We start from the raw sequence: 21060 nt of genomic DNA on the forward strand, positions 1-21060 counted from the left end.
CAAAGGTCATTGACGGGCAAATTAGCGAGGATAATAAGAAGACATGGCTAACAGTCGAGGAATTTAAGAAAAAGCACGAGGCTATTCTATCTCTGACTTTTGAAGAAGCAAATGAACGAAGTTTGATTGAAATTCAAACGATGGATGTTGTAGACGACCCTCTTTGGGAGGAAGAAGCCACTCGTCGAAAAGAATATATACTAGCACATGGAGGCGATATCTCAGATTTATGAGACTATATATAAAAGGTGATTACACCAAAGAAATTCCGTTTGATTATATAGAACTAGCGAAGAGAATGTGGTTTGACACTAAAGATTGTAAGCCAGTAGATTTTTCTTACTTTGGGAATACTCGCCCATTTAAAACAGACCCAACTATTCACTTGAAATTGAATAAGTGGATGCATGATAATAGATGGAATAATGTTCAGTTGAAAGAAGGGATTACCAACAAATTTGGGAGTCATGTATATGAAAATCTTGAATTAGATTTTGAAGACAATCCAGCAACAGACTATCGAGAAAAAGGAGACTGTCTACGTTTAGCTTCTACCCACCTTGACCTTCTCACTGTTGATAAAAGAGCTATGTATATTATGGCCATTGAAATTGCGACTGCTATTGATGGTCAGATTAGCGAAGATGATAAAGAGAGCTGGTTAAGTGTGGAGGAATTTAAAAATTGGCATGAGGATATCCTTTCGATGAGTTATGAAGAAGCTAATGAGCTGAGTTTGGAAGAAATTCCCTTTTTGGACGATGTGAGAGACCCAGTTTGGGAAGAAGATGACCGTAGGAATGAAGAATACATCAAAATCCATGGCGAGCCAGTTTATGACGACGAGGAAGAATGAAATTATATTTAAAAGGTGATTATACAAAAAAGATACCTTATGGTTATTTGGAACTAGCTGGTAAAATGTGGTTTCCAGAAGATGAGCAAGTTTCTTACTCAAATGCTGGGAATAATGATGCATTACAAGAGGTTTTTTCCTTATTTCAAAAAAAGATTTAGATAAACCCAATCCCGCAGTTGGAGAGTAAAATGTTAAAAAGAATAAGAAACTATTATAAAAACAAACCAACTCAAGCTGTCTTAATGCTCGTAGTTCTTATTTGGTCAGTATATGAGATTGGTGCGACCAGTTTGGCAAGTAACTCGGCATTAACTAAGGAATTCATGCATAGTCGGTATGTTATGGTTTGGCCAATGGTAGATAAGAAAGTGAAATTATACCACTATGCGGAAGAATGGACTAATGACGTTTTAGTTGGAATTATGCATTTAGACTATGGAAATATTAAAATAACTAGTTTTCCTAAAAAATGGGAGAGTGAAGCTGAAGTATACTATACGCTGTCTCAGGATGAGTATGCTGATAGAGTATATTTTTTCTTAGACGAGCCAATTTCCAAAGCCTATATCAGCAGATTAGAACAAAATTATTATTTGATTTCAAATAATGCAGTTGCTATTAAAGAAGAAACAGGTAAAACAGTTGAACAGTTAGGTCAAGAAGTGGGGAATGCAAGGAAAAATTTCTTATCAGCTCTTGGAAAGATGAAAATCCTTCGTTTGGTCTATTTGATTCTTCGTATGATAATATTGTTGCAGTGTATCAGGTGGTCGGGTCAGCGTAGAAAAAGGAAAGAGAACGAAATTTTGCAGAATAGATAGAGATCCAAAAAGGTATGACGACTATAAGGAGAGTTACAAATGAGCATGACGAAAAAATCGAATTGGAATTTAGGTTGTAGTTTAACACTTGTTGTAGTTTTGGCGGCTATTTTTTTCTTTAATCTATGGGCACAAAATCTTGGTAAGTATACTCTGCAACCAGGTCAAAGTGTTGAATTGAAAGTTTTTTCTAAAACAGAGCAGCGGGAGTATAATTCGGAATTGATTTTTTTAAAAAAAGATGAGGCTAAATTAAAATTATCTGGCCGAAAAGGATGGGGGATGAAAGGAAGTAACACGGTTTATAATATTGAGAAGCAGTCAATAACTGAGATTATTATCTCTAAAGATGGAACAGAGCACAGAGACTTACCAAATGATAAGAGTAAAAGTATCTATTTAGAAAGTGATGGAATAGTGGTTCAAGGGGGAATAAAGGAAGTATTTGGGGTGACGGAAGAAGACCCCTACACTATCACCATCACCAATGTAGACGACAAGCCAGCACACTTTGAAGCTCAAGTGGTGGATAGGTAAGTTTAAGAATCTTTAAGTAAGCCTAGATGGTTGCCATTTGTTTGGTGATGGAGGTTTATTTTGACTTTTGATGGCTATCTGGTTGTTACTTTCGATGAAGCTAGAGAAGAACTGATATCAGAAAGGAATCGGCTACCATGGGAGTAAAATACAGCGCACAAGAATCACAAGAATTGATTCAGGCCATGACGAACAACCTCCGAGTCGCAAATGAAGTCACAGACCGCTTATCTAGTGGCTGTGATCACCTGATTTCCTCTTTAGACTCAGGTGAGTTGACAGGAGCAGCCTACACAGCTGGTAAAGGTCTCTTTATAGAGATTATCATCCCCAGCATCAAAAAGCTCCAAGCAGCGATAGATGATATCCAACTAGAGTTGACCTCCTACAAACATGCGGATGCTCAGGTTTCTGGATATGGTGATTTGGACCTAGACCAGCTTAAGGAATTGAAAAAGCTGAGAGAAGAGCAGTTAGCTATCGTAGAAGCTCAGATTCAAGCGAGTGAGAACTGGCTAAATCAAATCACAGACCTCTTTAGTCTCAATTGGGGGAAAGCCTTCTCTGAGAAGACCATCCTCTACAATACCAAGTTTCAAATCGAGTCGGGTATTCAGGATTTGGATGATAAGATTGAAAAACTAGAATTTTTTGTCTCCCAGGTTTCCCAGTATTTCAACGATAGCCTAGAAGTCCTTGGCTTAGCTATCAAAGGAGCCACGCAACTAAGTAAAATCATTGTCGATAGCGATGGTAACTACTATGCGGACGGTCTGGACATGAGCTGGGTACAGAAGATGAAGGATGTGAAGATTGAGAGTACAAAATATGATTCTTCTAAGAAAGCTAAGGATTTGCATAAAGAATACCAAAAAATCTTAGATAAGTTGGAAAATGGAAAAGAACTTAGCGATAAGGAGTTCCAAATTTTAGAATCTTATGTATATCACCATCCTCAAATACAATTTCCTCAACTTGTAACAGAAAAATTGAAATCGGAGGCTACCAATAGAGCTAATCCAGAGAAACTTAAGGAAAAAGTTGAGAAAATTAAAAATAGTAATGGAGATTTGAATAAAAAAGCTGAACTAATTGTGAAAACTTATGAAGATTATCTATTTTATAATAATCAAGAAGCTTTTGAAGAATACTGGAGGAAGAGAAAGGAGTTAACAAAAGATAAAGATTGGAAGGATGTTGATAGCAAGATTAAAGATACTATTGAGGATAATCTTAATGTTGAATTAAAAAAATCAGGGATAGATATAAAGGAAGTATCTAATAATCTAGCTAATGATATTTTATCTATTCATGAAGGAGACATGAAACAAAGAAACTATCTAATTAACGAAGGTAGAAAAGTATGGAAAAGTCCTGGAGATGATATAATGATAAATTCAGCAGATTTGACACAGGTTAGTATTGACCTTACTGATTTTGTAAATTTGGTAAATACTGGAAAACCTTTAGACTTAAAGAGTAGAAATTATAATGATGAACTTGAATTTTCACTTTGGTCACGTAAGTGGGAAGGTAACTTAAGAGATGATTATTTAGGGAACTATCTTTTTGGATATGTAGCAAAAGGATATTTAGGAATGGAAGATGAGCAGATCAAAAATTATGCAGGTTTAGCTCAATTGGCTTCAGATAAAGATGGTGTTAAATTTTTCAAAAATAAATCAAATGGGAATTTTGGTGATAATGAAGGAGACGCTTCTGCAATCCAAGATGGTATAGATTCATACGAGGAGAATAATAAGTGATTAACAAGAGAAAACAACTTAATAAATGGAATCTAGGATGTTCAGGAGCGGTTGTTGTTGTAACAATAATATTTATATGTTGTATTTATTTGTACTTCAAAAATGCGAGTTATACCTTGAAACCAGGTGATTCTATAGTTTTAAAAGTTCCGACATCAAAACAAAAAGAATTCTCCCCCAAATTATATATATCTAAGATTTCTGGTGGGGAATTAGAATTATCTGGGAAAACCTCATGGTGGCAGAAGGGAGAAGGAAGCCTTTTAGGGACTAACTATGATGTTTTGAAGCAAGAAATTAGCGAAATCTACTCATCGTCAAGTAATATCCCAACAAAAATAAAAGAAAACGATACAAATAATAGTATATATTTATCAGAAAAAGGTGTAGTTCTTCAATCTAAAGAATCTTGGGAATTTGAGATTCCAAACTCAAAACAAATAAAAATAACGAATATTTCAGACAGAGACATTAGATTTGAAGCGCAGGTGACAGGTGAATAGCGGAAACTAGAAAAGTAAAATGAAGAAAAAATGATTATTTTTTTACTTTGATAGCTTTATTCTTGTCTTCCTTTCTTTGTAAGACTTAAGTTACCAATTTTACACTACCTTAGCGATGGCAACTACTATGCGGAAGGTCTGGACATGAGCTGGGTACAGAAAATGAAGGATGTGAAGATTGTTTCGCATGCCAAAAGATATTTTCAAGACTCAGAAACTCGTGCCATCAATAAAGCTTCTAGGGATATGATGCTATCGGACGATGGAGATGCCTACTATCGTGCCGAATTAGAGAAGCGCTTAAAAGGTCACGACAAGTCCGAATGGGATAAAATAATCGACGACTACAATCACACTCTTAAGATTGATGAAACAGGAAATATCATTGACATTTATCCATTTGAATAAGGTTATGTCGTTTCAAAAAATGGGAAATACGATGCCGACTATACTCATTTGGTTAACAAAAAGTTTGATGAACTAAAAGCACAAAACTTTGAAGCAAATTCAGCCGAATTTTGGAGTGGAGTAGCTCAAATATTCTCTGGATTGGGAGTTTACTTTGCGAGTGGCGCCCTCGAAGTTTTGAGTATCATGGCTGGTCCGCCAACAGCAGGGACAAGTATCGTAGCTGGTACGGCAGCATCAGTAACAGGGGTACAATATGGAAATGTACTGATAGCTAGTGGAGCAGTAACTAGCTTATCAGCTATCACAAAGACGGCCTTACAAAATGGCGAAATTCAGGTTAATTATTCTAGTAACTATGACAGCTGGAAGGCCAATAAACCTACGAGTAAGACCATTTCTGGCAGGGGTGGTAAACTAATTGAAGCCCGAGTAGGAAATCGAAAAGTGAACCTTCGTGTGGATTGGGAGCCAAGCAGTGGTACTAATGGTGATGGAATTTTCCAGGTTCAATCTGGAAGTGGAAAATCGGGATATGATATTAATAGACACTTAAATATTAATGAAATTACGAGAAAAGATTATATCAGGAATTGGGTAAATAAAACTGGTGATATAAAAAATCAAACGAAAAGTGTCAAAGAGGAAATAATCGAAAGGTTATGGAAGGGTTACCAGGAAATGGTAAATTAAGGAGAAAAGAATTATGAAACTTTATATAAAAGGCGACTTTACTAAAGAAATTCCGTTTGATTATTTAGAACTAGCGAAGAGAATGTGGTTTGAAAGTTATCAAGGAGAAGGCATCCCACTCTCCTATTCTGGTTTTCTTCAAATCAGAGATAGGAATGATATAGCAATTCATCTAAAACTAGATAAACAGGATTATGATGAACGTTGGTTGTATGTTCCGATACAAGAAGGGATAAAATATCGCTTTTTTTCACAAATTGATGAAGAACTAAATTTAGATTATGAAGATGCTTATGTAACAGATTTTCGAGAAAATGGAGACTGTTTGCGTCTTGCTTCTACTCATCTTGAACTGCTCACTCTTGATAAAAGAGCTTTCTATATCATGGCCATTGAGATTGCTACAATCTTTAACGGACAAATTAGCGAAGATGACAAGAAAACATGGTTAACAATCGAGGAATTCAAGGAAAAGCACCAAGATATCTTATCTCTAACCTTTGAGGAGGCAAATGAAATGAGTTTGGAAGAAATTCAAACGATTGACGCTATTGACGATCCCATCTGGGAAGAATTGGATAGGAAGCGCGAAGAGTACATCCGAATTCATGGAGAAGTGGAGTTGGATGACGATGAGGAAGACGAGTGATAATTTACAATAACACTTATTTGAAAGAGAGTGTTGAATAGGGGGAAGACTAATGCTAGATAAATTAAAACAGTTTAAATTGTTGATTGTATTGTTTTTGTTTCTGTTAGCGATTCCTTTATATTTTACTTACAATCATTTCCAACAATCTAGTGTTTTAAAAGAAGCCTTTGAGAAAAATGAGAGAATTGAAGTTCTACATCGTTTGACGGCATCAGAAAAATATGCACCTGACATCCGTAAAGCGGGTTATGTCGTTCCTCCCGATGGAGCTATTCGCTTGGATGGAGTCATTTATCCATTAGAAATAGAAGGAGAACTACACTTGAAAATTAGCCCTCCAAAAAAAGATGCTAAGGATTTTCAGTTGTTTTTCATTACACAAGTTAATGAAAAACAAACACATATAACTTTTATTTTAGATAAAAATCTGAATTTAATTGATTCTAGTTATTCTCAGCAAAATGATAACGGGAAAAGAGAGATTGTTTCTGTCTCACAATCCGAAGAAGATTACTTGTTGAAAAGTGTTCAAAGCGAGATTGATGCCTTCATGAAAAAGATGTATCAGACCTTGTATGGATAGTTTACCAGAGAAAGTGGCTTCTTGCTCAACACAATGCCGTATGAACAACTGGGCGTGTTGAGGAATTCTATACTGTGATGGGAAATGGGGATAAAGCTAACGGTAAACTGATGGTTGAAACTCTTATTGAAAATAATACGATAGGAGGCAACTTTATTAAGTATGGTTTTGATCTCAATATTTTTATTGGGAATCCTAATGACAAAGAAGAAGGTTGGAAACAAGACTTCTATGATTACTTAGACAGAGGGGATGAAAAAAATGTCGGGACTTAAAAAAATACTAATCGTGATTGGTTCTATAATTGCCTTAGCTACTGGTTTGAATCTTTATTTTCAGTATCAAAACCACCAAGAACATATCCAACTAAAGGTTTCCTTTGAAGAGAGGGACAATATAGTTGTCTTACAACATTTAATGGCATCAGGAAAATATGCGTCTGACATCCGTAAAGCAGGCTATGTCGTTCCTCCCGATGGTGCTATTCGATTGGATGGAGGAATTGACTCCATAGGGATAAAAGGAGACATTGATTTGAAAATATCAAATCCTGGAAGGAATGAAGTCACTGTTTTATTTGAAACAACAGCAAAAGAGGAAAAAATAGATGTTTACTATATTTTAGATAATCAGTTAACCATAAAACGTAGTTACTATTCTAATATTAGTAATCAAAAAATAAAAGAGAGTGTGGACATCTCTCAAGCCGAAGAAGAGCGACTATTAAAAATTGTTCAAAAAGAGCTTGAGGATTTCATGGAAAAGATGTATCAGACTTTGTATGGATAGTTTACCAGAGAAAGTAGTTTCTTGCTCAACACAATGCTGTATGAACAACTGGTTGTGTTGAGGAATTTTACTAGAAAAAGATACCGTAGACGACAAACCAGCACGCTTTGAAGCTCAAGTGGTGGATAGGTAAAATTTCAGCTCTCAAATGAGGGCTTTTTGAGATACAAGTTTCAAAAAAGAAGTAAATATGATATACTAAAGAACGAGTATTCTATTAGAATTGGAACAAGTAATATGAAACAAACGATTATTCTTTTATACGGTGGGCGTAGTGCAGAGCGTGAAGTCTCTGTTCTTTCAGCTGAAAGTGTCATGCGTGCGGTCAACTACGATCGTTTTACAGTCAAGACTTTTTTCATCAGCCAGTCAGGTGACTTTATTAAAACGCAAGAATTTAGCCAGACTCCAGGTCAAGAGGATCGTCTCATGACCAATGAAACCATTGATTGGGATAAGAAAGTTGCACCAAGTGCCATCTATGAAGAAGGTGCAGTGGTCTTCCCAGTCCTTCACGGTCCGATGGGAGAAGATGGCTCAGTTCAAGGATTCTTGGAAGTTTTGAAAATGCCTTATGTTGGTTGTAACATATTGTCATCTAGTCTTGCCATGGATAAAATCACCACCAAGCGTGTGTTAGAATCTGTCGGGATTACCCAAGTTCCTTATGTGGCCATTGTCGAAGGTGATGATGTGACTGCTAAAATTGCCGAAGTTGAAGAAAAATTGACTTATCCAGTCTTCACAAAACCATCAAACATGGGTTCAAGTGTCGGTATTTCCAAATCTGAAAATCAAGAGGAACTCCGTCAAGCTTTGAAACTTGCCTTTCAATATGACAGCCGTGTCTTGGTAGAGCAAGGGGTAAATGCTCGTGAAATCGAGGTTGGTCTCTTGGGCAACTACGATGTCAAGAGTACGCTACCAGGAGAAGTAGTTAAGGATGTTGCCTTTTATGACTATGATGCCAAGTATATTGACAACAAGATTACCATGGACATCCCAGCCAAAATCAGTGATGATGTGGTAGCTGTCATGCGTCAAAATGCAGAAACTGCCTTCCGTGCCATTGGAGGCCTCGGTCTCTCTCGTTGCGATTTCTTCTATACAGATAAGGGAGAGATTTTCCTAAACGAGCTTAATACCATGCCAGGTTTCACTCAGTGGTCTATGTATCCACTACTTTGGGATAATATGGGAATTAGCTACCCAGACTTAATCGAACGTTTGGTTGACCTTGCCAAGGAAAGTTTTGACAAGCGCGAAGCGCATTTGCTATAAAATGAAAGAGGGGGTAGAAGCCAGAACCATCACTGCAAGGTGACCAGAGTTCTCGAGTTTCGACCCTTTTTAAAGGAGTAGAAATGAAATTAACAATTCATGAAGTGGCTCAAGTTGTAGGAGCTAAAAATGATATCAGCCTCTTTGAGGACACCCAGTTAGAAAAAGCTGAGTTTGATAGTCGTTTGATTGCTGCAGGGGATTTGTTTGTACCCCTCAAGGGAGCGCGTGACGGTCATGACTTTATCGAAACAGCATTTGAAAATGGTGCCGCAGTAACCTTGTCTGAGAAAGAAATCGCAAATCATCCCTACATTTTAGTAGCTGATGTTTTGACGGCCTTTCAAACCCTAGCTGCCTACTATCTTGAAAAAACAGGAGTTGATGTCTTTGCTGTTACAGGTTCAAATGGCAAGACAACGACCAAAGATATGTTAGCGCACTTGCTATCAACAACCTACAAAACTTACAAAACACAAGGTAACTACAATAATGAGATTGGCCTTCCCTACACAGTTCTCCACATGCCTGAAGGAACAGAAAAGTTGGTCTTGGAGATGGGGCAGGATCACTTGGGAGATATTCATCTCTTGTCAGAATTGGCTCGTCCAAAAACAGCCATCGTGACCTTGGTTGGTGAGGCCCATTTAGCCTTTTTCAAAGACCGTTCTGAAATTGCTAAAGGAAAAATGCAAATTGCTGATGGCATGGCGTCTGGTTCCTTACTTTTGGCACCAGCAGATCCGATTGTAGAGGACTTCTTGCCTACTGATAAAAAGGTGATTCGTTTTGGCTCAGGAGCAGAGTTGGAAATTACCGACCTGGTAGAACGTAAGGATAGTCTGACCTTTAAGGCTAATTTCTTGGAGCAAGACCTTGATTTGCCAGTGACTGGTAAGTACAATGCCACCAATGCCATGATTGCATCTTATGTTGCCCTACAAGAAGGGGTTTCAGAGGAGCAAATTCGTCAGGCCTTCCAAAATCTTGAATTGACGCGTAACCGTACCGAGTGGAAGAAAGCAGCCAATGGAGCAGATATCCTATCAGATGTTTACAATGCCAATCCAACTGCTATGAAGCTGATTTTAGAGACTTTCTCTGCCATTCCAGTCAACGAAGGTGGCAAGAAAATTGCTGTTTTAGCGGATATGAAGGAACTTGGTGACCATTCTGTTCAACTCCATAATCAGATGATTTTGAGCCTTTCTCCAGATGTGCTTGATACCCTTATTTTCTATGGAGAAGACATTGCCGAATTAGCCCAATTGGCCAGTCAAATGTTCCCAATTGGCCACGTTTACTACTTCAAGAAAACAGAAGACCAAGACCAATTTGAAGACCTAGTCAAGCAGGTCAAAGAAAGCCTTGGAGTCCATGATCAAATCCTGCTCAAAGGCTCTAACTCTATGAATCTAGCCAAGTTGGTAGAAAGTTTAGAAAATGAATCCAAGTGATTTTGTCAAACATTTACGTATTTCTAAATTCATTTTTGACTAATAGCATGGTATAATAAAATGCAGGAAAATTTTGAATCATGAGGAAGACTAGATGAATTTATGGGATATTTTCTTTACGACCCAAGCAACAGAACCACCCAAATTTGACCTTTTTTGGTATGTCAGTATATTTACGCTCTTAGCCTTAACTTTTTATACAGCCTATCGCTATCGTGAAAAGAAGGCTTATCAACGATTTTTCCAGAGTTTACAGGCAGTTCAGTTAATCCTCCTTTACGGTTGGTACTGGATCAATCATATGCCGCTATCAGAAAGTTTACCTTTTTACCATTGCCGTATGGCTATGTTTGTGGTGCTTTTGCTTCCTGGTCAGTCTAAATATAGGCAGTATTTTGCATTACTAGGAACATTTGGGACATTAGCAGCCTTTGTTTATCCAGTGCCAGATGCCTATCCTTTCCCACATATTGCGATTTTATCCTTTATCTTTGGCCACTTAGCTCTCTTGGGGAACTCTCTAGTTTATCTATTGAGACAGTATAACGCGCGATTGCTGGATGTGAAGGGAATTTTTCTCATGACCTTTGCTCTAAATGCCTTAATTTTTGTGGTCAATTTGGTAACAGGTGGAGATTACGGATTCTTGACAAAACCACCATTGGTTGGAGACCATGGCTTAGTAGCTAATTATTTAATCGTTTCCCTGGCCTTATCAGCAGCGATTACGTTAACAAAGAAAATCTTGGAACTATTTTTAGAACAAGAAGCAGAAAAAATGATTGCAAAGAAAGCTTAGAAATGAGCTTTCTTTTTTCATAAATCTGATTTTTTATAATTTGTTTGGAAAATAAAAAAAGCTAAGGAACGAATGTGAAAAAATGGTAAGTAAATTTAGGAAAAACTAAGCACGATTGGATTTTTTGTGTTATAATATTCTGTGAATAGCTATGCCCTGTTTTAGCTATATTGAATAGAAGTTTGAAACTTGGAAGAGAGAGGATGCGATGTAATGGCTAGAGATGGTTTTTTTACAGGCTTAGATATCGGAACCAATTCGATTAAGGTGTTGGTTGCCGAGCTTAGAAATGGTGAACTTAATGTAATTGGTGTAAGTAATGCCAAGAGTAAAGGTGTAAAGGATGGGATTATCGTTGATATTGAAGCAGCAGCAACTGCTATCAAGTCAGCTATTTCCCAAGCAGAAGAGAAAGCTGGCATTTCAATCAAATCAGTGAATGTTGGTTTGCCTGGAAATCTTTTGCAAGTAGAACCAACTCAAGGAATGATTCCAGTTACATCTGATACAAAAGAAATTACAGATCAAGATGTTGAAAATGTTGTTAAATCAGCCTTGACAAAGAGTATGACACCAGATCGTGAAGTCATTACTTTTATTCCTGAAGAATTTATCGTAGATGGCTTCCAAGGTATTCGTGACCCGCGTGGCATGATGGGGGTTCGTCTTGAAATGCGTGGTTTGCTTTACACAGGTCCACGTACTATTCTTCACAATTTACGCAAGACAGTTGAGCGCTCAGGTGTTCAGGTTGAAAATATTATTATTTCACCATTGGCTTTGGTTCGTTCAGTCTTGAATGAAGGAGAGCGTGAATTTGGAGCTACGGTGATTGATATGGGAGCAGGTCAAACAACTGTTGCTACAATCCGTAACCAAGAACTCCAGTTTACAAATATTCTTCAAGAAGGTGGAGATTATGTCACAAAAGATATCTCTAAAGTCTTGAAGACTTCACAAAAACTAGCTGAAGGATTGAAATTGAACTATGGTGAAGCCTACCCTTCACTTGCAAGCAATGAAACCTTCCAAGTTGAAGTGATTGGTGAAGTAGAGCCTGTAGAAGTTACAGAAAGCTACCTAGCAGAGATTATTTCAGCTCGCATTAAACACATTTTTGAACAAATCAAACAAGAGTTGGAAAGAAGACATTTGTTGGATCTTCCAGGTGGGATTGTTCTGATTGGTGGAAATGCTATTTTACCAGGTATTGTAGAACTTGCACAGGAAGTATTTGGCGTTGGTGTCAAACTTTACGTTCCAAATCAAGTTGGAATCCGTAATCCTGCCTTCGCTCATGTGATTAGCTTGTCTGAATTTGCTGGTCAATTGACTGAGGTGCATTTATTAGCGCAACGAGCAGTCAAGGGTGAAGATACTTTGCGTCACCAACCAATTAATTTTGGTGGGATGATTCAACGCGTTACGCAGGTAGCACAACCGACCCCTATTCAACCAGTTCAAAATACTGAGGTAGAGCAGTCAGCTTCTACGAACGTAGTTGCTCCGAAAGAAGATAAAGTATCTTCTCAAAATAAACCAAAAATCGCAGATCGTTTCCGTGGCTTAATCGGAAGCATGTTTGATGAATAAAAGAGGAAAAATAAACTATGACATTTTCATTTGATACAGCAGCAGCTCAAGGTGCAGTTATTAAAGTAATCGGTGTTGGTGGAGGTGGCGGAAACGCCATTAACCGCATGGTTGACGAAGGTGTTGCAGGCGTAGAATTTATCGCAGCAAACACAGATGTACAAGCTTTGAGTAGTACAAAAGCTGAGACTGTAATTCAGTTAGGCCCTAAATTGACTCGTGGTTTGGGTGCTGGCGGTCGACCTGAAGTTGGTCAAAAGGCAGCTGAAGAAAGCGAAGAAGCCTTGACTCAAGCTATTACTGGAGCAGATATGGTCTTCATTACTGCAGGTATGGGAGGTGGCTCGGGTACTGGTGCAGCTCCTGTTATTGCCCGCATTGCTAAAGATTTAGGTGCTCTTACAGTTGGTGTTGTGACACGTCCTTTTGGTTTCGAAGGAAGCAAACGTGGTCAGTATGCTGTCGAAGGAATCAATCAACTTCGTGAGCATGTAGATACTCTATTGATTATTTCAAACAACAACTTGCTTGAAATTGTTGATAAGAAAACTCCACTTCTTGAAGCTCTTAGCGAAGCAGATAATGTCCTTCGCCAAGGTGTTCAAGGGATTACTGATTTGATCACAAACCCTGGTTTGATTAACCTTGACTTTGCCGATGTGAAAACAGTTATGGCAAATAAAGGGAACGCCCTAATGGGTATCGGTATCGGTAGTGGTGAAGAACGTGTGGTAGAAGCAGCTCGTAAGGCAATCTACTCACCACTTCTTGAAACAACTATTGACGGTGCTGAGGATGTCATCGTCAACGTTACTGGTGGTCTCGACTTGACTTTGATTGAGGCAGAAGAAGCTTCAGAGATCGTCAACCAAGCAGCTGGCCAAGGAGTGAATATCTGGCTCGGAACATCTATCGATGAAAACATGAAAGATGAAATCCGTGTTACAGTTGTGGCAACTGGTGTTCGCCAAGATCGTGTTGAAAAAGTTGTTGGTCGTGCACCAAGACAAGCTGTTCGTCATGAGCAAGCAAGTCCTAGCCATGCACACAATCATAATCGTCACTTTGATATGGCTGAAACTGCAGAAATTCCAAGTCCAGCACCTCGTCGTACAGAAACTTCTCAAACTTCAGCATTTGGTGATTGGGACTTGCGTCGTGAGACAATTGTTCGTCCGACTGATTCAGTTGTATCACCAGTTGAACGTTTCGAAGCACCATCTTTACACGATGAGGATGAATTAGACACTCCTCCATTTTTCAAAAATCGTTAAGTAAATGAATTTGAAAGAAAATACAGAACGTGTTTTTCAACAAATAAAAGATGCAAGTCAGCAGTCAGGAAGAGAAACCAATTCTGTTTCGGTTGTTGCTGTTACAAAATATGTAGACGTACCGACAGCGGAGGCTTTGCTTCCGCTAGGTGTGCATCATATTGGTGAAAATCGTGTGGATAAATTTCTTGAGAAATATGAAGCTTTAAAAGATAGAAATATTACCTGGCATTTGATTGGAACCTTGCAAAGACGCAAGGTCAAAGACGTCATTCAGTATGTTGATTATTTTCACGCTTTGGATTCATTAAAGCTAGCAGAGGAAATTCAAAAAAGAAGTGACCGAGTTGTTAAGTGTTTCTTACAAGTAAATATCTCAAGGGAAGAGAGCAAACATGGTTTTTCAAGGGAAGAACTATTAGAGCTCTTGCCAGAATTGGCCACCTTAGATAAAATTGAATATGTCGGCTTGATGACCATGGCTCCTTTTGAAGCTAGTAGTGATGAGTTGAAAGAAATTTTTAAAGCTACGCAGGATTTGCAACTAGAAATTAGAGAAAAACAAATTCCCAATATGCCAATGACGGACTTGAGTATGGGTATGAGTCGTGACTACAAGGAAGCGATTGAATTTGGCTCAACATTTGTCAGAATTGGTACAGCATTTTTTAAATAGGAAAGAAATATGTCTTTAAAAGATAGATTTGATAAATTTATAGATTATTTTACAGAAGATGGAGAAGATGTTAGTACTGCATATCAGCCTAAAGCTGAAGAGCCGATTGTGACTCCAGTCCCTTCTGTTCAAGAGTTGCCTCAACAAGCTGGTAGCACGCCATCTAAAGATAAAAACATCACTCGTCTTCATGCCCGTCAACAAGAGTTGGCTATGCAAAGTCAACGTTCTACTGATAAGGTGACAATTGATGTTCGTTATCCACGTAAATACGAAGATGCCACAGATATTGTTGATTTATTAGCTGGTAACGAAAGTATTTTGATTGATTTCCAATATATGACAGAAGTTCAAGCACGTCGTTGTTTGGACTATCTGGATGGGGCGCGCCACGTTTTAGCTGGTAACATGAAAAAGGTAGCATCTACTATGTACCTGCTGACACCAGTTGATGTTGTCGTCAATGTTGAAGATATCAAAATTCCAGATGAATCACAAAATGGTGAATTTGGCTTTGATATGAAACGTACGAGAGTAAGATAATGATCTTTCTCATTCGTTTTGTTCAAAATGCAGTGGATATCTATTCACTGATTTTAATCGTGTTTGCTCTGATGTCTTGGTTTCCCAATGCTTATGAATCACGTCTTGGACGCTTGATTATTAGTTTAGTGAAACCGATAGTAGCTCCCTTGCAACGTTTACCCCTCCAGATTGCAGGTCTTGATTTGTCTGTCTGGATTGCGGTATTACTAGTTCACTTCCTAGGGGAACAGTTGATTCGACTTTTAGTGATCTTTCTATGAACAAGATGATTTATCAACACTTTTCTAAGAATGATTCGTCTTTTATTGATAAGGGAGTAGAATGGATAAAAAAGGTAGAAGATTCTTATTCTCCTTTTTTAACACCCTTTGTAAATCCCCATCAAGAAAAGATTTTAAAGGTGCTAGCATCAACCAACGGCATCTCCTACATGAGCAGTCGGCAGTTTCTTGAAACTGAATATGTACGAGTTCTACTGTATCCTGATTATTTTGAGCCAGAATTCTCTGATTTTGAACTTTCCTTGCAAGAAATTGTCTACCCTAATAAGTTTGAACGCTTAACGCATGCAAAAATATTAGGGACTGTTTTAAACAAGCTGGGAATTGATAGGAAGCTATTTGGTGATATCTTAGTCAACGAAGAGAGGGCACAAATTATCATTAATCGACAGTTTATGCTCCTTTTTCAAAACGGCATTACGAAAATTGCTCGTTTACCGGTTCGTCTAGAAGAACGGGATTTTACTGAGAAAATTGCTACAGTAGAAGATTATCAAGAATTAGATATTTGTATTGCTAGTTCTAGATTAGATGTTTTTCTAGCAGGTGTCTTAAAGCTGTCTAGAAATCAGGCAAGTCAGTTAATTGAAAAACAGGCAGTCCAAGTTAATTACCATTTAGTTGAAAAATCAGATTATGCAGTTCAAGTTGGTGATTTGATTAGTGTGAGGAAATTTGGTCGATTGAAACTTGTTAGAGATAATGGGCAAACAAAAAAAGATAAAAAGAAATTAACGGTCCAATTATTATTAAGTAAGTGAGGAATAATATGCCAATTACATCATTAGAAATTAAAGATAAAACCTTTGGTACAAGATTTAGAGGTTTTGATCCAGAAGAAGTTGAAGAATTTCTTGAAATCGTTGTTCGTGATTATGAAGATTTAGTTCGAAGCAATCATGATAAAGAGTTGCATATCAAGAGCTTGGAAGAACGTTTGTCTTACTTTGATGAGATGAAAGATTCTTTGAGTCAATCAGTATTGATTGCTCAAGATACGGCAGAGCGTGTGAAACAAGCTGCTCAAGATCGTTCTAATAATATTATCCAACAGGCAGAGCAAGATGCCCAACGTTTGCTTGAAGAAGCAAAATATAAGGCTAATGAGATCTTGCGTCAAGCTACTGATAATGCTAAGAAAGTTGCTGTTGAGACTGAAGAATTGAAGAACAAAAGCCGTGTCTTCCACCAACGTCTCAAATCTACAATTGAGAGTCAGTTAGCAATTGTTGAATCATCAGATTGGGAAGATATTCTGCGCCCAACAGCTACCTATCTTCAGACAAGTGATGAAGCATTTAAAGAAGTTGTTGGTGAAGTTCTTGGTGAATCGGTATATTCACAACCAGAAGAAGAACCAATCGATATGACTCGTCAATTTACACCTGAAGAAATGGCTGAGTTACAAGCTCGAATTGAGGCTGGTAATAGAGAATTAGCTGAATTTGAAGCTCAACAAGATCATTATGTAGAAGAACATTTAGAGCCAGTTGAAGTCGAAGGCCCTTCATCGAATGAGGAAGATACAAATAAAGAATCTGTCCTAATCTTATAATGAATAGTGATATGTGAGAACAATATCTTATCCTTATATTTTCAGCGAGCAGGAGATGGTGTGAGTCCTGTAATCCCTAATGATAAGATTATCCTCTCAAAAACTCAAGTCTGAATGAAGTAAGATTTGACGTTCCCCACGTTACGGGATAAGAGGAAAAAAGCTGAGTCTTTTTTCGAATAAAGGTGGTACCACGATTTTCGTCCTTTTTGGCAGTCGTGGTTTTTAATTTGTTATTATTTATAAAGGAGATACCATGAAACTCAAAGATACCCTTAACCTTGGGAAAACAGCTTTCCCAATGCGTGCAGGACTTCCTACCAAAGAGCCAGTTTGGCAAAAGGAATGGGAAGATGAAAAACTTTACCAACGTCGTCAAGAATTGAACCAAGGAAAACCTCATTTCACCTTGCATGATGGCCCTCCATACGCTAACGGAAATATCCACGTTGGACACGCTATGAACAAGATTTCAAAAGATATCATTGTTCGTTCAAAATCAATGTCAGGTTTTTACGCACCATTTATCCCGGGTTGGGATACTCATGGTCTGCCAATCGAGCAAGTTTTGGCAAAACAAGGTGTCAAACGTAAAGAAATGGACTTGGTTGAGTACTTGAAACTTTGCCGTGAATACGCTCTTTCTCAAGTAGATAAACAACGTGAAGACTTTAAACGTTTGGGTGTTTCTGGTGACTGGGATAATCCATATGTGACTTTGACTCCTGACTATGAGGCAGCCCAAATCCGTGTATTTGGGGAAATGGCAAACAAAGGTTACATCTATCGTGGTGCCAAGCCAGTTTATTGGTCTTGGTCATCCGAGTCAGCCCTTGCTGAAGCGGAGATTGAATACCATGACTTGGTTTCAACTTCTCTTTACTATGCCAACAAGGTAAAAGATGGCAAAGGTGTTCTAGATACAGATACTTATATCGTAGTCTGGACAACAACTCCATTTACCATCACAGCTTCTCGTGGTTTGACTGTTGGTGCAGATATTGATTACGTTTTGGTTCAACCTGCTGGTGAAGCTCGTAAGTTTGTGGTGGCTGCAGAATTGTTGACTAGCTTGTCTGAGAAATTTGGCTGGGTTGATGTTCAAGTTTTGGCAACTTACCGTGGTCAAGAATTGAACCACATCGTAACAGAACATCCATGGGATATAGCTGTAGATGAATTGGTTATCCTTGGTGACCACGTTACAACTGACTCTGGTACTGGTATTGTCCATACAGCCCCTGGTTTTGGTGAGGACGACTACAATGTTGGTATTGCTAATGATCTTGAAGTCGCAGTGACTGTTGACGAACGTGGTATCATGATGAAGAATGCTGGTCCTGAGTTTGAAGGTCAATTCTATGAAAAGGTAGTTCCAACTGTTATCGAGAAACTTGGTAACCTCCTTCTTGCCCAAGAAGAAATCTCTCACTCATACCCATTTGACTGGCGTACTAAGAAACCAATCATCTGGCGTGCAGTACCACAATGGTTTGCCTCAGTTTCTAAATTCCGTCAAGAAATCTTGGATGAAATTGAAAAGGTTAAATTCCACTCAGAATGGGGTAAAGTCCGTCTTTACAATATGATCCGCGACCGTGGCGACTGGGTTATCTCTCGTCAACGTGCTTGGGGTGTTCCACTTCCTATCTTCTACTCTGAAGACGGTACAGCGATTATGACTGCTGAAACTATTGAACACGTGGCTCAACTCTTTGAGGAACATGGTTCAAGCATTTGGTGGGAACGTGATGCTAAGGACCTCTTGCCAGAAGGATTTACTCATCCAGGTTCACCAAATGGTGAGTTCAAAAAAGAAACAGATATCATGGACGTTTGGTTTGACTCAGGTTCATCATGGAATGGGGTTGTGGTAAACCGTCCTGAGTTGACTTACCCAGCAGACCTTTACCTAGAAGGTTCTGACCAATACCGTGGTTGGTTCAATTCTTCACTTATCACATCTGTTGCCAATCATGGCGTAGCACCTTACAAACAAATTCTATCACAAGGTTTTGCCCTTGATGGTAAAGGTGAGAAGATGTCTAAATCTCTTGGAAATACCATTGCCCCAAGTGATGTTGAAAAACAATTTGGTGCAGAAATCTTGCGTCTTTGGGTAACAAGTGTAGACTCAAGCAACGACGTGCGTATCTCTATGGATATCTTGAGCCAAGTCTCTGAAACTTACCGTAAGATCCGTAACACTCTTCGTTTCTTGATTGCCAATACATCTGACTTTAACCCAGCTCAAGATTCAGTAGCTTATGAAGAACTACGTTCAGTTGATAAGTACATGACTATTCGCTTTAACCAGCTTGTTAAGACCATTCGTGATGCCTATGCCAACTTTGAATTCTTGACAATCTACAAGGCCTTAGTGAACTTTATCAACGTTGACTTGTCAGCCTTCTACCTTGACTTCGCTAAAGATGTTGTCTACATTGAAGGTGCTAAATCACTCGAACGCCGTCAAATGCAGACTGTCTTCTATGACATTCTTGTCAAAATCACCAAACTCTTGACACCAATTCTTCCTCATACAGCAGAGGAAATCTGGTCATACCTTGAGTTTGAAACAGAAGACTTCGTTCAATTGTCAGAATTGCCAGAAGCACAAACTTTTGCTAATCAAGAAGAAATCTTGGATACATGGGCTGCCTTCATGGATTTCCGTGGACAAGCTCAAAAAGCCTTGGAAGAAGCGCGTAATGCAAAAGTAATCGGTAAATCACTTGAAGCCCACTTGACAGTTTATCCAAACGAAGTTGTGAAAACTTTACTTGAAGCAGTAAACAGCAATGTGGCTCAACTATTGATCGTGTCTGAATTGACCATCGCAGAAGGACCAGCTCCAGAAGCTGCTGTTAGCTTCGAAGATGTGGCCTTCACAGTAGAACGCGCTGCAGGTGATGTATGTGACCGTTGCCGTCGTATCGACCCAACGACAGCAGAACGAAGCTACCACGCAGTCATTTGTGACCACTGTGCAAGCATCGTAGAAGAAAACTTTGCGGAAGCAGTCGCAGAAGGATTTGAAGAGAAATAATCGAATTATAGATTAAAAAAGTTTTCTGTGTGTGTATTTTAGTTTGATATAAAAGAAAATATTAAACAAAATTAATGTATAATATTAATTTTTAATGAAAAGGAAATATTGATGAAAAAGAAAACACTTGCTCAATTAGATGGTATCATTGGTTTAGTTACAGGAACTATTCTAGCCATTTTGCCAATTATTATAATTATGATTGCCTCTATATTTGATGATGAAGAAGTTGTTGGTGTTATCTTAGGAATTATTTTTATTGTTTTTAGTTTAGTAAAAATTGGAATTTTAATTCTAGGTATTCTCTCACTAATATACTATAAAGATGATAATAGAATTTCTATTGCACCCTCAGTCTTATTAATTGTTGGCTCTGCACTTGCATTGGTTCCATTATTAGGATGGATAGGGGGAATCGTCATTATTGTTGGTGCTTCATTATTTTTAGGAAGCCTCAAAAAATTTAAAGTTGAACTATAAATAGAGTTTTTGTCAACTAGAGTAAATGGAGAAACTCTAAAATTGGTTCTTTGTCAGCAGTAGTGGATTAAAGAAAAGCTAAGATAGAGAAAGGACAAATTTCGTCCTTTCTTTTTTTGATGTTCAGAGCGATAAAAATCGTTTTTTGAAGTTTTCAAAGTTTCGAAAACCAAAGGAATTTCGTTCGATAAGTTTGATGAGGTTATTGGTCGCTTCTGATTTGGAGTTAGAATAGGCTAATTGAAGGGCGTTGACGATTTTTCAATGATTTCATGATTGATGAAAGTTACTATTTTAGTTTTAAGAATTGTGGCTATTGTGTATTTCAAGGGCGATGAGCGTGTGACTCCTGCACTGTCTGTATTGTTTATCGTAGGTAGTTCTGTTGGATTAATCCCATTCGTGGACTAGATAGGAGAAATTATGACAATTATTGGCAATTCCTATACTTTGAAATT

24 protein-coding genes, 2 pseudogenes and 1 other annotated feature are annotated in these 21060 nt (G+C 38.1%); of the genes and pseudogenes, 25 read left to right on the top strand and 1 reads right to left on the bottom strand.

The annotated features are described in order from the left end of the window. From D8849_RS09275 to D8849_RS09385, 25 genes and pseudogenes are all read left to right on the top strand, one after another. Nucleotides 1–233 (top strand): annotated as a pseudogene (locus D8849_RS09275) (hypothetical protein); the annotation flags it as partial. Continuing rightward, complete coding sequence (locus D8849_RS09280; RefSeq protein WP_125386854.1) at nucleotides 230–856, top strand: hypothetical protein; 627 nt, start codon at nucleotides 230–232, stop codon at nucleotides 854–856. The pseudogene D8849_RS09275 and the gene D8849_RS09280, both read left to right, overlap by 4 nt. Continuing rightward, entirely contained in the window at nucleotides 853–1017 is a 165-nt protein-coding gene (locus D8849_RS10495; protein ID WP_185756249.1) for a hypothetical protein, read from the top strand. The genes D8849_RS09280 and D8849_RS10495 overlap by 4 nt, the downstream gene beginning before the upstream one ends. Nucleotides 1018–1047: 30 nt before the next feature. Then, complete coding sequence (locus D8849_RS09285; protein ID WP_049551821.1) at nucleotides 1048–1680, top strand: hypothetical protein; 633 nt, start codon at nucleotides 1048–1050, stop codon at nucleotides 1678–1680. A 39-nt stretch (nucleotides 1681–1719) separates the two neighbouring features. Further along, the gene (locus tag D8849_RS09290) at nucleotides 1720–2217 is read left to right on the top strand and encodes a hypothetical protein (protein WP_125386856.1); all 498 of its coding nucleotides are present in this window, start codon (nucleotides 1720–1722) and stop codon (nucleotides 2215–2217) included. Nucleotides 2218–2354: 137 nt separating this feature from the next. Then, entirely contained in the window at nucleotides 2355–3983 is a 1629-nt protein-coding gene (locus D8849_RS09295) for a polymorphic toxin type 44 domain-containing protein (protein WP_125386858.1), read from the top strand. Then, nucleotides 3980–4486, top strand: coding sequence for a hypothetical protein (locus D8849_RS09300; RefSeq protein ID WP_042750704.1), 507 nt, complete (start codon nucleotides 3980–3982; stop codon nucleotides 4484–4486). Before D8849_RS09295 ends, D8849_RS09300 begins: the two co-directional genes overlap by 4 nt. 144 nt (nucleotides 4487–4630) lie before the next feature. Further along, nucleotides 4631–4894, top strand: a complete 264-nt coding sequence (locus tag D8849_RS10715; protein WP_260467587.1) for a hypothetical protein — start codon at nucleotides 4631–4633, stop codon at nucleotides 4892–4894. Between the two features lie 48 nt (nucleotides 4895–4942). Further along, complete coding sequence (locus D8849_RS09305; protein WP_260467588.1) at nucleotides 4943–5587, top strand: hypothetical protein; 645 nt, start codon at nucleotides 4943–4945, stop codon at nucleotides 5585–5587. Nucleotides 5588–5600: 13 nt separating this feature from the next. Continuing rightward, the gene (locus tag D8849_RS09310) at nucleotides 5601–6236 is read left to right on the top strand and encodes a hypothetical protein (RefSeq protein ID WP_049493971.1); all 636 of its coding nucleotides are present in this window, start codon (nucleotides 5601–5603) and stop codon (nucleotides 6234–6236) included. 52 nt (nucleotides 6237–6288) lie between these two features. After that, a complete protein-coding gene (locus tag D8849_RS09315; protein ID WP_049493972.1) occupies nucleotides 6289–6822 on the top strand; it encodes a hypothetical protein in 534 nt (177 codons plus the stop codon). Nucleotides 6823–6896: 74 nt separating this feature from the next. Continuing rightward, nucleotides 6897–7097, top strand: coding sequence for a hypothetical protein (locus D8849_RS09320; RefSeq protein ID WP_125386860.1), 201 nt, complete (start codon nucleotides 6897–6899; stop codon nucleotides 7095–7097). Beyond that, complete coding sequence (locus D8849_RS09325; protein ID WP_125386862.1) at nucleotides 7084–7611, top strand: thiol-disulfide isomerase; 528 nt, start codon at nucleotides 7084–7086, stop codon at nucleotides 7609–7611. The genes D8849_RS09320 and D8849_RS09325 overlap by 14 nt, the downstream gene beginning before the upstream one ends. Before the next feature lie 237 nt (nucleotides 7612–7848). Then, nucleotides 7849–8892, top strand: coding sequence for a D-alanine--D-alanine ligase (locus D8849_RS09330; RefSeq protein WP_125386864.1), 1044 nt, complete (start codon nucleotides 7849–7851; stop codon nucleotides 8890–8892). 83 nt (nucleotides 8893–8975) lie between these two features. After that, nucleotides 8976–10349 (top strand): UDP-N-acetylmuramoyl-tripeptide--D-alanyl-D-alanine ligase, encoded by a 1374-nt coding sequence (locus tag D8849_RS09335; protein WP_125386870.1) that lies wholly within the window; start codon nucleotides 8976–8978, stop codon nucleotides 10347–10349. 94 nt (nucleotides 10350–10443) lie between these two features. Then, nucleotides 10444–11148 carry a YwaF family protein gene (locus tag D8849_RS09340; RefSeq protein WP_115904069.1) on the top strand — a complete coding sequence of 235 codons (705 nt, stop codon included), beginning with the start codon at nucleotides 10444–10446 and terminating at the stop codon, nucleotides 11146–11148. Nucleotides 11149–11361: 213 nt separating this feature from the next. Beyond that, entirely contained in the window at nucleotides 11362–12741 is a 1380-nt protein-coding gene (ftsA, locus tag D8849_RS09345) for a cell division protein FtsA (protein ID WP_033688313.1), read from the top strand. A gap of 17 nt (nucleotides 12742–12758) precedes the next feature. Then, nucleotides 12759–14015, top strand: coding sequence for a cell division protein FtsZ (gene ftsZ, locus D8849_RS09350; RefSeq protein WP_125386872.1), 1257 nt, complete (start codon nucleotides 12759–12761; stop codon nucleotides 14013–14015). A 4-nt stretch (nucleotides 14016–14019) separates the two neighbouring features. After that, a complete protein-coding gene (locus D8849_RS09355; RefSeq protein ID WP_125386873.1) occupies nucleotides 14020–14691 on the top strand; it encodes a YggS family pyridoxal phosphate-dependent enzyme in 672 nt (223 codons plus the stop codon). Nucleotides 14692–14700: 9 nt separating this feature from the next. Next, complete coding sequence (locus D8849_RS09360) at nucleotides 14701–15234, top strand: cell division protein SepF (RefSeq protein WP_125386875.1); 534 nt, start codon at nucleotides 14701–14703, stop codon at nucleotides 15232–15234. Next, nucleotides 15234–15497, top strand: a complete 264-nt coding sequence (locus D8849_RS09365) for a YggT family protein (RefSeq protein ID WP_000576496.1) — start codon at nucleotides 15234–15236, stop codon at nucleotides 15495–15497. The genes D8849_RS09360 and D8849_RS09365 overlap by 1 nt, the downstream gene beginning before the upstream one ends. Beyond that, nucleotides 15494–16279, top strand: a complete 786-nt coding sequence (locus tag D8849_RS09370) for a YlmH family RNA-binding protein (protein ID WP_125386876.1) — start codon at nucleotides 15494–15496, stop codon at nucleotides 16277–16279. Before D8849_RS09365 ends, D8849_RS09370 begins: the two co-directional genes overlap by 4 nt. A gap of 8 nt (nucleotides 16280–16287) precedes the next feature. Then, nucleotides 16288–17073, top strand: coding sequence for a DivIVA domain-containing protein (locus D8849_RS09375; RefSeq protein WP_042750728.1), 786 nt, complete (start codon nucleotides 16288–16290; stop codon nucleotides 17071–17073). Then, nucleotides 17074–17284 (top strand) — a binding site (T-box leader). It abuts the gene before it with no gap. A 45-nt stretch (nucleotides 17285–17329) separates the two neighbouring features. Beyond that, entirely contained in the window at nucleotides 17330–20122 is a 2793-nt protein-coding gene (gene ileS, locus D8849_RS09380) for an isoleucine--tRNA ligase (RefSeq protein WP_125386878.1), read from the top strand. Between the two features lie 111 nt (nucleotides 20123–20233). Continuing rightward, nucleotides 20234–20602, top strand: a complete 369-nt coding sequence (locus D8849_RS09385) for a hypothetical protein (protein ID WP_125386879.1) — start codon at nucleotides 20234–20236, stop codon at nucleotides 20600–20602. Between the two features lie 78 nt (nucleotides 20603–20680). Here the strand turns inward: D8849_RS09385 and D8849_RS09390 are convergent. Then, nucleotides 20681–20863, bottom strand: a pseudogene (locus tag D8849_RS09390) (transposase); the annotation flags it as partial. Between the last annotated feature and the right edge of the window lie 197 nt (nucleotides 20864–21060).

It is taken from the genome of Streptococcus mitis (assembly GCF_003942765.1).
GTDB classification, from domain to species: domain Bacteria; phylum Bacillota; class Bacilli; order Lactobacillales; family Streptococcaceae; genus Streptococcus; species Streptococcus mitis_BE.

Coding starts and splice junctions, on each gene's coding strand:
- D8849_RS09355 (WP_125386873.1), top strand. CDS start 14,020: ATGAATTTGAAAGAAAATACAGAACGTGTTTTTCAACAAATAAAAGAT.
- ftsZ (WP_125386872.1), top strand. CDS start 12,759: ATGACATTTTCATTTGATACAGCAGCAGCTCAAGGTGCAGTTATTAAA.
- D8849_RS09295 (WP_125386858.1), top strand. CDS start 2,355: ATGGGAGTAAAATACAGCGCACAAGAATCACAAGAATTGATTCAGGCC.
- D8849_RS09375 (WP_042750728.1), top strand. CDS start 16,288: ATGCCAATTACATCATTAGAAATTAAAGATAAAACCTTTGGTACAAGA.
- D8849_RS10495 (WP_185756249.1), top strand. CDS start 853: ATGAAATTATATTTAAAAGGTGATTATACAAAAAAGATACCTTATGGT.
- D8849_RS09360 (WP_125386875.1), top strand. CDS start 14,701: ATGTCTTTAAAAGATAGATTTGATAAATTTATAGATTATTTTACAGAA.
- D8849_RS09325 (WP_125386862.1), top strand. CDS start 7,084: ATGTCGGGACTTAAAAAAATACTAATCGTGATTGGTTCTATAATTGCC.
- ftsA (WP_033688313.1), top strand. CDS start 11,362: ATGGCTAGAGATGGTTTTTTTACAGGCTTAGATATCGGAACCAATTCG.
- D8849_RS09335 (WP_125386870.1), top strand. CDS start 8,976: ATGAAATTAACAATTCATGAAGTGGCTCAAGTTGTAGGAGCTAAAAAT.
- D8849_RS09370 (WP_125386876.1), top strand. CDS start 15,494: ATGAACAAGATGATTTATCAACACTTTTCTAAGAATGATTCGTCTTTT.
- D8849_RS09315 (WP_049493972.1), top strand. CDS start 6,289: ATGCTAGATAAATTAAAACAGTTTAAATTGTTGATTGTATTGTTTTTG.
- D8849_RS09310 (WP_049493971.1), top strand. CDS start 5,601: ATGAAACTTTATATAAAAGGCGACTTTACTAAAGAAATTCCGTTTGAT.
- D8849_RS09285 (WP_049551821.1), top strand. CDS start 1,048: ATGTTAAAAAGAATAAGAAACTATTATAAAAACAAACCAACTCAAGCT.
- ileS (WP_125386878.1), top strand. CDS start 17,330: ATGAAACTCAAAGATACCCTTAACCTTGGGAAAACAGCTTTCCCAATG.
- D8849_RS09340 (WP_115904069.1), top strand. CDS start 10,444: ATGAATTTATGGGATATTTTCTTTACGACCCAAGCAACAGAACCACCC.
- D8849_RS10715 (WP_260467587.1), top strand. CDS start 4,631: ATGAGCTGGGTACAGAAAATGAAGGATGTGAAGATTGTTTCGCATGCC.
- D8849_RS09385 (WP_125386879.1), top strand. CDS start 20,234: ATGAAAAAGAAAACACTTGCTCAATTAGATGGTATCATTGGTTTAGTT.
- D8849_RS09290 (WP_125386856.1), top strand. CDS start 1,720: ATGAGCATGACGAAAAAATCGAATTGGAATTTAGGTTGTAGTTTAACA.
- D8849_RS09365 (WP_000576496.1), top strand. CDS start 15,234: ATGATCTTTCTCATTCGTTTTGTTCAAAATGCAGTGGATATCTATTCA.
- D8849_RS09330 (WP_125386864.1), top strand. CDS start 7,849: ATGAAACAAACGATTATTCTTTTATACGGTGGGCGTAGTGCAGAGCGT.
- D8849_RS09280 (WP_125386854.1), top strand. CDS start 230: ATGAGACTATATATAAAAGGTGATTACACCAAAGAAATTCCGTTTGAT.